We start from the raw sequence: 15,113 nt of genomic DNA on the forward strand, positions 1-15,113 counted from the left end.
CAGCCTTATGATGTCGCGTTGGAAGATTGTTACCGCGGCGGCAGCGTTGCTGGCCGGCAGCAGCATGGCGCAGGCCGAAACGACCATGAAGGTCGTCATGCATTCGGACGTGAAGATCGTCGATCCGATCTGGACTACGGCCTATATCGTCCGCAACCATGGTTACATGATCTACGACACCCTGTTCTCGATGGACGAGAAGGGCGAGATCAAGCCGCAGATGGTCGACACCTTCACGGAGTCGCCGGACAAGCTGACCTACAAGTTCACGTTGCGCGACGGCCTGCTCTGGCATGACAGCAAGCCCGTCACCGCGGAAGACTGCATCGCCTCGATCAGGCGCTGGTCGGCCAAGGACCCGGTCGGCCAGAAGTTGATGACCTTCGTCGACACGATCACGGCCGACGACGCCAAGAGCTTCACGGTCAAGCTCAAATCGCCGACCGGCCTGCTGATCTTCGGCCTCGGCAAGCCCTCCTCCAACGTGCCGTTCATGATGCCGAAGCGCGTCGCGGACACGGACCCCAACACGCAGATCTCCGAATTCGTCGGTTCCGGCCCCTTCGTCCTGAAGCAGGATGAATGGAAGCCCGGCGACAAGATCGTCTACACCAAGTTCAAGGACTACAAGCCGCGCTCCGAGCCGGCATCCGGCCTGGCCGGCGGCAAGGTCGTCCATATCGACCGCGTCGAATGGCTTGCGGTCAGCGACCAGCAGCAGGCGGTCAACGCGCTGCTGGCGGGCGAGATCGACATGGTCGAGCAGCCCGCCTTCGACCTGATCCCGCTGCTCAAGGACGACGGCAGCATCAAGCTGTGGAACTACAATCCGCTCGGGCTGCAATACACGCTGCGGTTCAATCACACGCAGCCGCCCTTCGACAATCCGAAGGTGCGCCAGGCCGTGACCTATGCGCTGAACCAGAAGGACTTCCTCGAAGCGACCGTCGGCAATCCCGACTATTACCGGGTCTGCAAGGCGATGTTCGTCTGCGGCTCGCCGCTGACCTCCGAAAAGGGCATGGACGGGTTGCTCGCGTCGAACTTCAAGAAGTCGCAGGAGCTCCTGAAGGAGGCCGGCTATGACGGCAAGCCGGTGGTGCTGCTGCAATCGACCGACCTGCAGTCGCTTACCAATCTCGGCCCGGTCGCCAAGCAGTTGCTCGAGAAGGGCGGCTTCAAGGTCGACATGCAGTCCTCGGACTGGCAGACGGTGGTCTCGCGCCGCGTCCGCAAGGACCCGGTCGACAAGGGTGGCTGGAACCTGATGCAGACCTCCTGGGTCTCGGCCGACATCCTGAACCCGGTCATGGCCGGCTTCTTCAATGCGAGCTGCGACAAGGCCGCCTTCGGCTGGCCCTGCGACGCAGAGATGGAGAAGCTGCGCGACGACTTCGCCCGTGAGCCCGATCCGGCGAAGCAGAAGGCGATCGCGGAAGCCGTGCAGGTCCGCTGGCGCGAGGTGGTGACCCATGTCCATCTCGGCCAGTACAACGTGCCGATCGCGGCCCGGAAGAACATAACCGGCATCCTGACGGCGCCGGCGCCGGTCTTCTGGAACGTCGAGAAGAAGTGAGCCGGATGCGCTTGCTCCTTTCCGGGAAGCCGTCCTGATGCTCGGCTACATTCTGCGGCGCCTGCTGGCGGCGATCCCGGTCCTCGTGATCGTCGCCGTGCTGGTCTTCCTGATGCTACGGCTGACGCCGGGCGACCCGGCGGCGGTGATCGCCGGCGACAACGCCAGCTCCGAGCAGATCGCGCTGGTGCGCAACCGGCTCGGGCTCGACCAGCCGATCCTCGCCCAGTTCACGATCTGGGCGAAGAACCTGCTCTCGGGCAATCTCGGCGAATCCTTCTTCTTCAAGAAGCCGATCTCCGAGCTGATCCTCGGCCGCATCGAGCCGACGCTGTCGCTCGCCTTCGCGACCATCCTGATCGCGATCTGCGTCGCGATCCCGCTGGGCGTGCTCGCCGCCTATAAGCACGGCTCCTGGATCGACCGCATCGTGATGGGCTTCTCGGTGCTCGGCTTCTCGGTGCCGGTCTTCGTGATCGGCTACCTGCTGATCTATCTCTTCGCGATCACGCTGGGCTGGTTCCCGGTACAGGGCTACCAGCCGATCTCGGCCGGGTTCGGCGGCTATGTGCAGCGGCTCGTGCTGCCGGCGGTGACGCTCTCGGTGATCTACGTCGCGCTGATCGCGCGGATGACGCGGGCGAGCGTGCTCGAGGTGCTGAACGAGGACTATATCCGCACCGCCCGCGCCAAGGGGCAGGTCGAGCGCAAGATCCTGTTCCGCCACGCGCTAAAGAACGCGGCCGTGCCGATCGTCACCGTGGTGGGCATCGGCATCGCGCTGCTAATCGGCGGGGTCGTGGTGACGGAGAGCGTCTTCGCCATCCCCGGTCTCGGCCGGCTGACCGTCGATGCCGTGCTGGCGCGCGACTATCCCACCATCCAGGCCGTGATCCTGCTGTTCTCCGGCATCTATGTCGGGATCAACCTGCTGATCGACCTGACCTACAGCCTGTTCGATCCGAGGATCCGCTATTGAACGCCGAGCCGACCCTGCTGGCCCCGGTCGCCGACGAGCCCGCCCCCTCCGGGTGGGGCATCCTGCGCCGGCTGCTGACCAATATCTCCGTGCTGATCGGAGGCTTCGTCCTGGTGGTGATGACGCTGATCGCCCTGCTGGCGCCGCAGCTCGGGACTGTCGACCCGACCGCGATCGACCCCGTTGCGCGCAACAAGAAGCCGGGCTTCGAGCGCACCATCCGCGCCGATGACGGCACGACCTCGACCTTCACGCACCGGATGGGCACGGACTCGCTCGGGCGGGACGTCTATAGCCGGGTGGTGTACGGCGCGCGCATCTCGCTGGCCATCGCGGTCACGGTGGCGCTCGCCAGCATCGCGATAGGTCTCGTCATCGGGCTCGTCGCCGGCTATGTCCGGGTCCTCGACGGGCCGATCATGCGGGTGATGGACGGGCTGATGGCGATACCGGGCATCCTGCTCGCCATCGCGGTCGTCTCGCTGTTCCGGGCCGGGTTGCCGGCGGTCATCATCGCGATCATCGTGCCGGAGATCCCGCGCGTGGTGCGGCTGGTGCGCTCGATCGTGCTCTCGGTTCGGGAGGAGCCCTATGTCGAGGCGGCGATCATGGCCGGCACGCGCGTGCCCAAGCTGATGATCCGCCACATCCTGCCCAACACCACCGCGCCGCTGATCGTGCAGGGCACTTTCATCGCCGCCTCCGCCATCCTCGTCGAGGCCATCCTTTCCTTCCTCGGCGTTGGCATCCCGCCGGAGACGCCGAGCTGGGGCAACATCATGGCCGAGGGGCGCAACCTCTTCCGGGTCTTCCCGCACAACATACTCTATCCGGGTATCTTCCTGGGGCTGACGGTGCTCGCCGTGAACATCCTCGGCGATGGCCTGCGCGACACGCTCGATCCGAAGATGGCCGGCCGATGAGCAACGAGGCATCCCCTGTCCTGGAAATCTCGGGCCTCACCATCGGCCTGCCCGGCGGCGGCGACCGCAAGCATGCGGTGGAAGGCATTTCGCTCGCCGTCGGCAAGGGAGAGATCGTCTGCGTCGTCGGCGAATCCGGCTCGGGCAAGTCCGTTACCGCCTTCTCGGTGATGGGCCTGCTGGCCAGGGTGCTGAAGCCCCTGGCGGGGGCGATCCGGCTGGAGGGCGAGGACCTGCTCGCCGCCACGCCGCAGCGCCTGCGCGCGCTGCGCGGCGACCGCATGGCCATGATCTTCCAGGAGCCGATGACCGCGCTCAACCCGGTGCTGACCATCGGCGACCAAATCGAGGAGGTGCTGCGCATCCATACCGACCTTGACCAGCCGGCGCGCCGCGCGAAGGTGCTCGCCATGCTGGAAGCGATGCGCCTGCCCGATCCCGAGCGCATGCACGCCTCCTACCCGCATCAGCTTTCGGGCGGGCAGCGCCAGCGCGTGATGATCGCCGCCGCGCTGATCCTCGACCCCGCCCTGCTGATCGCCGACGAGCCGACGACTGCGCTCGACGTCACGACGCAGGCGCAGATCCTCAAGCTCATCAAGGAGATGCAGGAGCGGCGCGGCACGGGCGTGCTGTTCATCACCCATGATTTCGGCGTCGTCTCCGAAATCGCCGACCGCGTCGTGGTGATGGAGAAGGGGCGCGCCGTCGAGCAGGGGCCGACGGCGCAGGTGCTGCGCTCTCCCCAGCATCCCTATACCCGCATGCTGATCGCGGCCGTGCCGGTGCTGAAGCCGGCGCAACGGCCGGAGCCGACAGGGCCGATCGCCCTCGAGACTGCCGGCCTTGGCAAGACCTACCGCTCGGGCGGGTTGTTCAAGAAGGAACGCATCGTCCGCGCCGCCGCCGATGTCGGCATCCGGGTCCGGCGCGGCGAGACGGTCGGCATCGTCGGGGAATCCGGCTCGGGCAAGACCACGGTCGCGCGCTGCGTCGCCCGGCTGATGCCGCCGAGCGAGGGGCAGATCCTCGTCCCCGACATCGACATCGCCGGGCTTTCCGAACGGCGCCTGCGACCCTATCGGCGCAAGATCCAGGTTGTCTTCCAGGACCCGTTCCGCTCGCTCAACCCGCGTCGCACCGTGAGCGAGTCGATCATCGAAGGCCCCGTGAATTTCGGGCAGCCGCGGGCGAAGGCACTGGCACGCGCCCGCGAGCTGATGGAACTCGTCGGCCTGCAACCCTCCGCGCTCTCGCGCTATCCGCACCAGTTCTCCGGCGGTCAGCGCCAGCGCATCGCGATTGCCCGTGCGCTTGCCATGGAGCCGGAGATTCTGATCGCGGACGAGGCAGTCTCAGCGCTCGACGTCTCGGTGCAGAAGCAGGTGCTCGCCTTGCTCGACGACGTGCAGAAGCGCTTCGACCTCGCCATCCTGTTCATCACCCACGACCTGCGGGTCGCCGCGCAGATCTGCGACCGGCTCGTGGTGATGGAGAAGGGCCTGGTGGTCGAGCAGGGCCGGACGGTCGATGTCTTCGCTGCCCCCGCCCACCCCTATACGCGTAGCCTGATCGAGGCCGCACCCGGCCGCGACTTCGCCACCGGCTAGGCCTGAACCGGACATTCGACGACGAGCTGGAGACGACGCCATGACCCTGGCGATGAGCTGGGAGGAATGGACCTCCCATGACGCGGTCGGCCTCGCCGAGCGGGTGCGCAGTGGTGAGCTGACGCCGGCCGAGCTGGCGCGGCAGGCGGCCGCGGGCATCGCGAAGACGAATCCCTCGCTCAGCGCCGTAGTGGAAGTCTTCGAGGATGTGGTCGCCGATCCACTGAGCGATGGGCTCGACCCTGCCGGCCCCTTCGCCGGGGTGCCCTTCCTGATGAAGGATCTGGGTCCCACGCTGAAGGGCAGGCTGCAGGAACAGGGCTCGCTCTTCATGCGCGGAAACCGTCCGGCGGCCGATGCATGGCTCACAGGGCGCATGCGCAAGGCGGGCCTCAACCTGATGGGCCGGACCACCACGCCCGAGTTCGGCGTGTGCAGCTCGGCCGAGAACCCCGCAATCTACGTCACCCGCAACCCCTGGCACACGGACTACACCACCTGCGGCTCTTCGGCCGGGACAGCGGCGATGGTGGCGGCCGGCGCCGTGCCGCTCTCGCATGCGACCGACGGCGGAGGCTCGATCCGCATTCCTGCCGGCTTCAACGGCAATATCGGGCTGAAGGCCTCGCGCGGCGTGTTCTCGATCGCGCCCAACCTTTCGGATATCTCCGGCTTTGTCTCGACGCAAGGCTGCCAGAGCCGCTCGGTGCGCGACACCGCTGCCTTCGTCGACGCCTGCCGCGGCGGCGCACCGGGCGAGTTCATGCCCTACTGGGCCACGCCCGAGCCTTATACGCAGCTCATCAAGCGCGATCCGGGCCGCCTGCGCATCGCCCTCTCGCATGAATGGGGCGACTACCGCGCCACGCCAGCCATCGTCGTCGAGCTGGAAAAGGCCGGGCGCTTCCTCGAAGGACTCGGCCACCATGTCGACTGGGCCCTGCCGGAGGCCGATCTGCGCGCCGCATTCGCCGCGCAGACCACCTGCTACATCAGCAATTTCGCACAGGTCATCGCCGGCTTCCTGGAGACGCGCGGCCTGCAACGCCCCCCGGAGGGGCTGATCGAGCCGATGAACATCCGCATCTGGGAGGCGGGTAAGGACATGTCCTATGCCGAGCGCTACCGGATGCAGGCTGTGTTCAACAGCACGGCGCGGGCCTTCGGCGCCTTCTTCGAAGAATGGGATATCATCCTGACGCCGATCACGGCGCTGCCGACGCCCAAGATCGGCGCCACCGAATACCTCACCATCAGCGACAATCCCGATGTGCGCGACTGGTTCGGCAATCTCTGGAAGTTCTTCGCTTATACGCCGCTGTCGAATCTCTGCGGCATACCGGGACTCTCGATGCCGATGGGCCGGCAGGAGAGCGGCCTGCCCTTCGGCATCCAGGCGCAGGCGCGGCAGGCCGGCGACGGCCTGCTGCTGCAGCTCGCGGCGCAGATCGAGCGCGCGATTGGAGGTCGCTGGAACGATGGCAGGCGGCCGCCCGTGCATGTGACGGCGACCTGAGTGCCGTTCAGTCTTTCAGGGTCTCGACGCCGCACCATTCCGCCACGAACAGCGCCATGGCACCGGTGATGCGCTTGATCGAGGCGAGGCTCACCCGCTCGTCGAAGGCATGGATGCCTTCCCCCGAAGGGCCATAGCAGAGCGCCGGAATCCGGTCGTAGAGCGCATAGACGCGGGCGTCGAGATAGGCCGCCGTCATGAAGGATTTCAGCGGCTTGCCGATGGCGGCCTCATGTGCCCGGCCGAGAACGGCCTCTGCTTCGCTGCCCGGCTCGAGCACGTAACCCTGCGCCCAGAAGCCGTTGAAGGTTACCTGCGGCGGGTTGTTGGCAAGGAAGGCATCGGTGCGGGATACGGCACGGATACAGTCCTCGATACGCCGGGCCGTCTCCTCGGCGGTCACGCCAGGATAGAGCCCGACGCGGCAGTCGACGCGGCACCAGCACGGCACGGAGGAGGCCCAGTCGCCCCCCTCGATCTTGCCGATGTTCAGGTTGATCGGGTGCGGCTCGTCCTCGAAATGCGGGCGACCCGCCTTCTCGGCGTTGAATTCTTCCTCCAGTTTCCGCAGCGCGGCAATGACGCGATAGGCGGCGTCGATGGCGTTCGCGCCAGTCCCCATCTCGCGGACATGGGCCGGCACGCCGCGCACCTCGAACTGGAACCAGAGCACACCGATATTGGCGCGGGCAAGCATCTCCTGCTCCGGCTCGGGGATGAGGGCGGCATCGGCACGGTAGCCACGCAGATGCGTCATCAGCGCGCCGTTGCCGGTCGATTCCTCCTCGACCACTGATTCGACATAGACCGTTGCGGCCGGCTGCAGGCCGATGCGCCTGAGCGCGTCGAGGCAGGCCAGGTTCGCTCCGGCCCCGGCCTTCATGTCGGCGCTGCCACGGCCATACATCCAGTCGCCTTCGATCACCGGGTCGAACGGGGCGTGGGTCCATTGGTCGCGCGGCCCGGCCGGAACCACGTCGACATGGGCCTGGAGGATGAGCGAGCGCCCCCGCTCCGTGCGCGGACGATGGATGCCGACGACGATCGGAGCCTCGGAATGGCTGTCGGAGAAGGGCGCACCGCCTGGATGGGCCGCAATCGCCTCCCGGTCCATCGCGAAGCGGTCCATGGTGAAGCCGCGGTCCTTCATCGCCCGGAAGACGAAATCCTGGACGGTATGCTCCTGCCCGCGCGTCGAGGCGAAGCGGACGAGATCCTGCGTGTAGCGAACCTGTTCGTCGAAGCCCTTATCGACGGCCGCGAGAATCCTGTCGCGCAGGGCAGAGTCGAGGGACATGCGTGCTCTCCGTCGAAATTGCCAAAGATCGGCTTCGTCCGCTGACGGCCGGTCGGCAGTCTAGGGCCCCGCCCTGCGGCACGAAGCCCCAAGCCGGTATGCAAGGCCTGCGCCCCGCGCAACCGAGGTTCCGCAGATTTGGCGCTCTTCGCGAAGAGACCGCAATCCGCATATTGCGTCGCCACGTGGCGGATGAGGAATACGCACGTCTCGTCGGTTGATCAGGTCCAGTCGTCTCGGCGTCCCCTGAAAATTTGTCGCCAAATCAAGCCACCGAAAATGCAAACCTGTCAGACATCCGAGGTGGGTCGAGCTTGGACTTGCCGCTGTCGATGGGGACGTCCGCTTTCGGGCGCTGAGCGAGAGTCCGCTCGTGGCGCGATGGCGACGCCCGAGCAGCGCTCCCTGAACGTCAGCAATCTCCCCTTATGAGAAGTTCGGGAGGTCCGCATTCCGGACGGCCTTCCACTGCGCCCTTCGCAGGCGGCTATATGTAGCCGCGTGCGGAGAGCTCCTTCTCGGTGGCAATCCAAAGCGCGCGCGCGACTTCGAGATCGTCGCCAGGGGACGGGGGGATGACCTGTCGTACTCGTCGGCCCATGAAATAGCCGCCAGACACATCTTTGAAGGCTGGATTGATGGCCAATTCGACGATGAGCGTAGCGCCCCTTCGAGGATCGCCGATGTTCAGCCATTTCAGAAGCTGTTCCAACGGCGCGGCGAATGACAACTCCCGTCCCAGGCCCGTGACGTTAAAGCCAGGGCACAAGGCGTTGGCCGCAATGTGCGTGACCGTCAGTTGCCGGGCCAGTTCCATCGAGAACAAGATCGCCATGGTCTTCGTCCGGCCATACAGAGCCGAAGACCCTCTGGCGCTGAAGGCGCTACAATCGACCAGTACCGCCAGGGGATCGAAGGTTCCGCCCCGTCGAGAGGCGTCGGAACCCACGGTGACGATCCGTGAGGATCCGGACCGCATGAGCGTGCCGCGAAGGATGTGCGTGAGCAGCCAGGGCGCCAGATAATTGACCGTGACCATCTCGGCATGGCCGTCGCGGCTAAAGCGCGGTGAAAAGGCGTGGAGCCCCGCATTGTTGATCAAGACGTCGATGTTTCCGTGGCGCTGAATGATCTGACGCCCGATTTCAGCCACCGAAGCCAGATCGCTGAAATCGCCAAATACGACATCGACCTCGGCGCCCGGAGTTTCGGCCTTGATCAGATTCACGGTGATCTCAGCTCGTTGCTTGTCGCGGGCGGTCAAAACGAGCCGCGCGCCGTGACGGGCCAGATCAATGGCGGCGCATTGGCCTAGACCGCCGGTGGCCCCCGTAATGACGACTGTCTGGCCCTTCGCCATCATGGGACGCCTCCAAAATAATTGATTAATGTCTACTATTTGAATGATGGATATTTGTCAAATAATTGAGGCATTCTCCGCGTTTCCAACAGCAGGAGGCCGGTTTGGTTTTGAAGTCCCCACCGCCATCCGCCCCGACGCGCGACGCTCAGATCCTCGCGTTGGGGGAAGTCCTTAACGCGTTGGTCCGTCAGTCTCGCGCAGTCACCGCTCACGCGGCGGCGACCTTTCACCCCGAGCTCCAGCCTGCCGCTTTCCATATCGCCTCGTGGCTTGGAGCGTTTGGCCCGGCCAAGCCCAGCGTGATCGCCGAGGCTATCGGCATGGACCGCAGCGCAACGAGCCGGCTGACACGGGACCTGGCGCGAATGCACATGGTCCAGACACAAACCGACCCGATCGATGGGCGCGGTGTCTTAGTTTGCTTGACCTTGGAGGGCCGGCAGCGGTTGGATTCGGCGATGGCAGAGAAAGCCACCGCGCTTAGGGATCGTCTCTCCGATTGGGAGGATGGTGATCTCGTGCGGTTAACCGCGCTGCTTCGACGGCTCGTTGCCGGCACGGAGACAGGATAGGCACCGACAAAGTCCACTTTTGGGCGTCATGCCAACTTCGTATCTCGACCCTTCTGCGACCTTCGGAACGTCTGCTCAGAGGCGAGATCCCGGCGACCTTTCAGGAGCCGGTGGATGCCGGGCGAGGCGGGCACGCGTCACCGAAATTCTCGGCCGTACCGAGGAGGCGGAAACCCTTCCGAGCCAGATACTTACTGAGGTCTCGGTGGTCTTTGCTACCTAATGCCGGACTTGTCGGCGCACCTTGTGGCAAATGCCCGTTGTAGCAGCAAATCCGAGCCACAATTTCGGAAACGCGACGACCGACGCCAAGTGCTTGCAACACGCCCCTAATCCGGTTTTCCGAGATCGAGGGGAAGAAGTCTTTTAGATCAAGATTGACTACGTGGCGTCGGTTCAGATGCGCCTCGGCATTCGACTTGACCGAACGGTCGGATACGAAGCCATGGACGGGATTCCGAACACGATAGAGTTGCTCGAGAAGCGGCGCCAATTTCCGTTGCAGCATTTTCAGACGAATGTCAGGAGCCGTGATGCGTCGTTGCTTTCCGGAGCCCTTGGAGATCGAAAACTCCTTGTACATCGCCGATCGGTACCACCAGATCTTCTTCAGTTCCTTGGGCGAAACTCCCAGATACGCCAGCAAAGCAGCTTCGCTAGTAAACTCAGCCGGTATGGCGATCGGGATGTGTTTGCCAAAGATCGAAGCAGGCGATGGCAACGGGGTCTTCCTTCCAATCACGCCAGGCGCACATCGGATCATTCGGCGCGCATGATATGTAGAGACTTTTGCTCGTAGGCCGCAGTTACACAGCCCGTATGCGAAGGAAGACCCCGTCGAGAGTGTGGATATCAAAACGGCTCGTGCAGTTCTAGTCCGGGCGGCCTCCTAAACGGGGCCAAGCCGCCTCCGGTTCTATGCTCCACAGAGTGGCCGCCGACCGAGCATTGGGAGCAGAATCTGTATCGTCCGACAATCGCTTGTGACTGGATATTGCTAGAGGCTGAAAAGCAAACGCCGACAAGTCGATCCATTAGCCAGATTGCCCAAGAGCGGACTTCCTCAGAGTCTGCTCCGGGTGGAGGCTGTGTGGAAACGGCGTTCTGCGTGAAGTTTGGTGAGGCGCCGGCAGTCTTGAGGGTCAGGCTGTCATCGCTTTCGTCAACGCCGGAGCGCCGAGGATGGCGATGACCCGCTTGAGATTATGGGCCAGGACATGGAGGCTGATCTCGGTTCCGACATTCGGCAGTCGGCGGGTGAGGAAGTGACTTCGGCCCATCCAGTCCTTGATGGTGCCGAAGACGTGCTCGACCGTGCGTCTTCGGATCCGCATGGCGTCGGGCATATGGTCGAGCCGGTGCTGCATGGCTTCGATCACCGCCTCATGCTCCCAGCGCTTGATGCGGCGCTGCTTGCCGGTGGTGCATTGGTCCTTGACGCGGCAGGCGCCGCAGCCGTCAGCCCAGTAGGTGTGGAGCGTCATCTCCTTCTCGACCGACGAGAAGCGCCATGTGAGCGTCTCGCCGGCAGGACATCGATAGGTGTCGCTCGCAGTATCGTAGGTGAAGTCCTGCTTGCCCCAGCGTCCGTCGGCCTTGGCCCCTGATGTCAGGGGCTTGGGGACGATGGCGTTGATGCCGATCTCGTCGCAGGCCAGCACCTCCGCGCCCGCGAAGTAGCCACGATCGGCCAGCACGGTCAGCGCCTCGGTTGCCGCGGCGTCTTTCGCCTGGCGTCCCATATTCGCCAGTTGGCTTCGGTCGTGGCCGACATTGGTGACCTCGTGAGCCACGATCAGATGATGTTTGGCGTCGACCGCCGCTTGAACGTTATAGCCGACGAGGCCGGTGCCCTTGCCGTTGGTGGCCATGGCGCGGGCGTCGGGGTCGGTCAGCGAGATTTGACGATCGGGCGCCACCGCGACGACGCGGTCCATCGCCTGAAGCTCCCGCATCTGCTGGCGCAGGCGATCGAGCCGCTCCTTGAGGCGGACGGTGCGCATCTGCGCCAGCTCATCCTCCTGCCGATCGACCGTATCGAGCATCGACAGATAGCGCGCGACGTCGCAGCATGGTATCCAGGCCGCCCCGTCGCGGCCGGGCCGGCAAAGCCCATCGTCGCCAGATCGAGTTCGTCGATGAAGACATCCACCACCCGGACCGGATTGTCTTCGCTGACGCAATCCTCAAGGCAGTCGGGCAGGAGTTGCCTCTGCTGCCGGTTCTCGCCTTCGATGTAGCGCGCCATGCAAGCCCTCGGATCGCTCCAGAAAGCCTACCAGATCAGCCCGTTTACACACATGGGGTAATCGCGGGAGCGCGGCGCCTCCGGGCCTCTACTGGCCGTTCGAATGGGTGGTTGTTCCCCGATAAGATGAACGAACGGGCTCTCGACTTGCGGCCGGGCCCAAGCATCGAATGGAGAACAACCATGGGCGAGTATATCGGTCTCGACGTATCGTTGAAAGAGACGGCAGTATCCGTGCGGCGGGCAGGCAAGCGGATTTGGCGCGGCAAGTGCCCGTCGGATCCGAGACTTCTCGCTGAGGTGATCCGTCAGCGGGCGCCCGAAGTTGAGCGGGTCGTATTCGAGACCGGTCCGTTGTCGGTGTGGTTTTACCATGCGCTGACGGCAGAAGGCCTTCCGGCGATCTGCATCGACGCGCGGCATGCCAAGGCGGCGCTCGACATGGCTCCAAACAAAACAGATGCGAACGATGCCGACGGCCTGGCGCATCTGGCCGAGGTCGGCTTCTTTCGCGAGGTCCGGGTGAAGGGCTATGACAGCATGCTGATGCGGACCTTGGTCGCAGCGCGCACCAAGCTGGTCCGGATCAGCACCGAGCTCTCAAACCAGATCCGTGGTCTGATGAAGACATTCGGGCTGCTGGTCCCATCAAGCAAGGGCGGCAAGTTCGAGGAGCATGTTCGGCGGCTGCTCGCCGGCAAGGAGGAGCTTGCGCGCGTCATCCTCCCGATTCTGGAAGCGTGGCGCGGCCTACGCCTGCGGGCAGCCGAGCTCGGGCGCCAGCTCCTGAGCGCCGCACGACAAAGCCAGGCCTGTCAGCTTCTCATGTCGATCCCCGGGGTGGGCGCGGTCACGGCAACCTCCTTCGCCACCGCCATCGAAGATCCGGCCAACTTCTCCAAATCCCGCTCCGTGGGAGCATGGCTTGGCCTGACGACCCGGCGCTACCAATCCGGAGAGGTCGATTATGACGGCCACATCTCGAGGCGCGGCGATGCCCATATCCGAGGCCTGCTCTACGAGGCCGCAACCGTCATCCTGACGCGGGCGCAGGCTGATAGCGCCCTACGTAGCTGGGGCTTGAAGCTGCGTGAAAAGCTGGGCTTCAAGCGCGCGGCCGTCGCAGTCGCGCGCAAGCTGGCCGTGATCATGCACGCCATGTTGAAGTCCGGCGAGCCATTCAACCGAACCGCCGCCTGACGCGTCCAGGCTCGTTTGCGCCAATCCTGAAGGCGCTCTGAGACGTCCCGGCCGGGACGTAGGCCGAACCATTCCGCCGAGGCTGTTGCAGTGTCGAGCCATGCTCGCCGCCTGCGCTCCACACATTGGAAGGTTCGCCCCGCGAAGCCCCATCATGCGGCGACTTCATGTCGACCGCGAAGACGACCGTGCTCCCGGCAAGCGACATCCCAGTCCGCAAAAAAGGCTTGATCTTCGAGCTGCGATTAGACGACAGCCTCGGTCGGAAGCGGAAGTTGGGCCCGTCCTCCCAGATGGGCCGGACCGCGCCAATATAAGACTCTGGCCCCTTGCCCAGAAGCGGACGCTGGCCCTTGCAAACCTGCCTTCTGCTCCCCGCACGTTGACCGAGTAATCTGGCGACCGATTATCGGTTAATGATATGATTTCGATATCATCAGGCGCAGCGCAATATATTGGACCGGGAGGGGGTTTTCAGCGAGCGTTCTTGCCACCCCGAATGACCGTCAATCTCCGCGCCGTTCGAGACGGTTGCGTTGTCGGATCGGTTAAACCAGGCAAGTGAACACTCATGACTAAAGCTTCAAGCGCGATGAGAAGCCGTCGCGTGCTGCGCCGACCGAGGCTTCTCATCGCCGCTCTTCCACTCTGCCTAGGTTTGATGGGATGTGCAGGCCTGCCCAAGGGCGTCCTGACCCCGGTCGAGGTAACAGTTCCACGTACCTCGCGGGTCAGCCTTCTCGTCGCGACCACGCGGGCGCCAAGCTCGGATCGGGGGATTCTCTTTTCCGGGGAGCGTGGGGACGCGTTGCAGTCGACCGAACTCACGGTCTCGATTCCCCCGCCGGAGAACCGGCAGGTCGGGCAAGTGCAATGGCCGAAGCAATTGCCACCAAACCCTGTGACGGACTTCGCGACGACAAAGGTCAGGGACTTGTCCAGTCCCAGCGAAATCCGTGGATGGGTGAAGCAGAATCTGCCGCGCAGCCGCCGCGTCCTGATCTTCGTGCACGGGTTCAACAATCGCTACGAGGACGCGGTGTATCGTTTCGCCCAGATTGTGCACGATTCCCGCACTGACGTCGCGCCGATCCTGTTCACCTGGCCGTCTCGGGGCAATGTCCTCGACTATGCTTATGACCGGGAAAGCACGAACTATTCCCGGACGCAGCTTGAGGAGGTTTTGCGGCAAGCCGCTCGGGATCCCCTGGTCGGCGAAGTTACGATCATGGCCCATTCGATGGGAAGCTGGCTTGTTGTCGAGGCCCTGCGCCAAATGGCGATCCGCGACGGCCGTGTGGCGCCGACGATCAGGAGCGTCATTCTCGCGTCGCCGGATATCGATGTTCAGGTTTTCCGCAAGCAGTGGCTGGAACTCGGAACGCATCGTCCACAGCTCACGCTGTTCGTATCACAGGACGATAAGGCCCTCGATGTGTCGCGCCTCATCGGCGGTGCTGTCGACCGGCTCGGCCAGATCAATCCGGCTGCCGAGCCGTATCGGTCCGAGCTGGAAAAGGCCGGCGTGACTGTCCTGGACCTGACGGCCCTCAAGGGCGGTGATCCGCTCAATCACGGCAAGTTCGCGGAGCGCCCCGAGGTCGTCCGGTTGCTCGGCGAGCGGCTCGTTGCCGGGCAGGTGATCGCTGACGGCAAGAACGGCAGTGTCAACCCGCTCGGGACCGTCGCGGCAGGGGCGGCACAAACGGTGGAAGGTGCCGCGAGCCTCATCCGGTTCCGCTGACGGCTTTCTCTCCTTCGGAGCTGGACCGGCTAAGCCCAGCCCGTCCTTCCACGGGCGCTGGCGCCCCATCCCAGGACCTACCACG

At 64.4% G+C, this 15,113-nt stretch carries 11 protein-coding genes and 1 pseudogene; 8 read left to right on the forward strand and 4 right to left on the reverse strand.

What is annotated here, in order from left to right; all coding sequences use genetic code 11:
- The first annotated feature begins 7 nt into the window (after positions 1–7).
- Genes FQV39_RS15495 through FQV39_RS15515 form a run of 5 tightly spaced genes read left to right on the forward strand, consistent with a single transcriptional unit; the run spans position 8 to position 6,604 of the window.
- Positions 8–1,576 carry an ABC transporter substrate-binding protein gene (locus tag FQV39_RS15495; protein ID WP_149131110.1) on the forward strand — a complete coding sequence of 523 codons (1,569 nt, stop codon included), beginning with the start codon at positions 8–10 and terminating at the stop codon, positions 1,574–1,576.
- Between the two features lie 37 nt (positions 1,577–1,613).
- The gene (locus FQV39_RS15500) at positions 1,614–2,555 is read left to right on the forward strand and encodes an ABC transporter permease (RefSeq protein WP_149131111.1); all 942 of its coding nucleotides are present in this window, start codon (positions 1,614–1,616) and stop codon (positions 2,553–2,555) included.
- A 14-nt stretch (positions 2,556–2,569) separates the two neighbouring features.
- Positions 2,570–3,478, forward strand: a complete 909-nt coding sequence (locus FQV39_RS15505) for an ABC transporter permease (RefSeq protein ID WP_472840647.1) — start codon at positions 2,570–2,572, stop codon at positions 3,476–3,478.
- On the forward strand, positions 3,475–5,088 hold the full coding sequence (locus FQV39_RS15510; RefSeq protein ID WP_149131112.1) for an ABC transporter ATP-binding protein: 1,614 nt from the start codon (positions 3,475–3,477) through the stop codon (positions 5,086–5,088). The genes FQV39_RS15505 and FQV39_RS15510 overlap by 4 nt, the downstream gene beginning before the upstream one ends.
- A gap of 40 nt (positions 5,089–5,128) precedes the next feature.
- Positions 5,129–6,604, forward strand: a complete 1,476-nt coding sequence (locus tag FQV39_RS15515) for an amidase (protein WP_149131113.1) — start codon at positions 5,129–5,131, stop codon at positions 6,602–6,604.
- 7 nt (positions 6,605–6,611) lie between these two features.
- Here FQV39_RS15515 and FQV39_RS15520 read toward each other — a convergent pair whose 3' ends face one another.
- Together FQV39_RS15520 and FQV39_RS15525 are read right to left on the reverse strand one after the other, a co-directional pair.
- Positions 6,612–7,901: an ArgE/DapE family deacylase gene (locus FQV39_RS15520; protein ID WP_149131114.1), complete on the reverse strand. Its 1,290-nt coding sequence runs from the start codon at positions 7,899–7,901 to the stop codon at positions 6,612–6,614.
- A gap of 487 nt (positions 7,902–8,388) precedes the next feature.
- Positions 8,389–9,264, reverse strand: coding sequence for an SDR family NAD(P)-dependent oxidoreductase (locus tag FQV39_RS15525; protein ID WP_210251104.1), 876 nt, complete (start codon positions 9,262–9,264; stop codon positions 8,389–8,391).
- A 179-nt stretch (positions 9,265–9,443) separates the two neighbouring features.
- On the opposite strand from FQV39_RS15525, the gene FQV39_RS34410 reads away from it, so the two are divergent.
- Positions 9,444–9,836 (forward strand): MarR family winged helix-turn-helix transcriptional regulator, encoded by a 393-nt coding sequence (locus FQV39_RS34410; RefSeq protein ID WP_472840648.1) that lies wholly within the window; start codon positions 9,444–9,446, stop codon positions 9,834–9,836.
- 100 nt (positions 9,837–9,936) lie between these two features.
- On the opposite strand, the gene FQV39_RS15535 is transcribed toward FQV39_RS34410, so the two are convergent.
- The gene (locus FQV39_RS15535; RefSeq protein ID WP_248313023.1) at positions 9,937–10,557 is read right to left on the reverse strand and encodes a reverse transcriptase family protein; all 621 of its coding nucleotides are present in this window, start codon (positions 10,555–10,557) and stop codon (positions 9,937–9,939) included.
- 421 nt (positions 10,558–10,978) lie between these two features.
- Positions 10,979–12,084: pseudogene (locus FQV39_RS15540) on the reverse strand (transposase).
- 183 nt (positions 12,085–12,267) lie between these two features.
- On the opposite strand from FQV39_RS15540, the gene FQV39_RS15545 reads away from it, so the two are divergent.
- Positions 12,268–13,284: an IS110 family RNA-guided transposase gene (locus tag FQV39_RS15545; RefSeq protein WP_149128711.1), complete on the forward strand. Its 1,017-nt coding sequence runs from the start codon at positions 12,268–12,270 to the stop codon at positions 13,282–13,284.
- Between the two features lie 592 nt (positions 13,285–13,876).
- A complete protein-coding gene (locus FQV39_RS15550; RefSeq protein WP_149133867.1) occupies positions 13,877–15,028 on the forward strand; it encodes an alpha/beta hydrolase in 1,152 nt (383 codons plus the stop codon).
- Positions 15,029–15,113 lie beyond the last annotated feature (85 nt).

The sequence above is a fragment of the Bosea sp. F3-2 genome, assembly GCF_008253865.1.
GTDB lineage: Bacteria > Pseudomonadota > Alphaproteobacteria > Rhizobiales > Beijerinckiaceae > Allobosea.

Bases quoted from the DNA above. Each gene is read 5' to 3' on its own strand.
- FQV39_RS15520 (WP_149131114.1), bottom strand. From the start codon at position 7,901: ATGTCCCTCGACTCTGCCCTGCGCGACAGGATTCTCGCGGCCGTCGAT.
- FQV39_RS15495 (WP_149131110.1), top strand. From the start codon at position 8: ATGATGTCGCGTTGGAAGATTGTTACCGCGGCGGCAGCGTTGCTGGCC.
- FQV39_RS15500 (WP_149131111.1), top strand. From the start codon at position 1,614: ATGCTCGGCTACATTCTGCGGCGCCTGCTGGCGGCGATCCCGGTCCTC.
- FQV39_RS15515 (WP_149131113.1), top strand. From the start codon at position 5,129: ATGACCCTGGCGATGAGCTGGGAGGAATGGACCTCCCATGACGCGGTC.
- FQV39_RS15545 (WP_149128711.1), top strand. From the start codon at position 12,268: ATGGGCGAGTATATCGGTCTCGACGTATCGTTGAAAGAGACGGCAGTA.
- FQV39_RS15525 (WP_210251104.1), bottom strand. From the start codon at position 9,264: ATGATGGCGAAGGGCCAGACAGTCGTCATTACGGGGGCCACCGGCGGT.
- FQV39_RS15510 (WP_149131112.1), top strand. From the start codon at position 3,475: ATGAGCAACGAGGCATCCCCTGTCCTGGAAATCTCGGGCCTCACCATC.
- FQV39_RS15550 (WP_149133867.1), top strand. From the start codon at position 13,877: ATGAGAAGCCGTCGCGTGCTGCGCCGACCGAGGCTTCTCATCGCCGCT.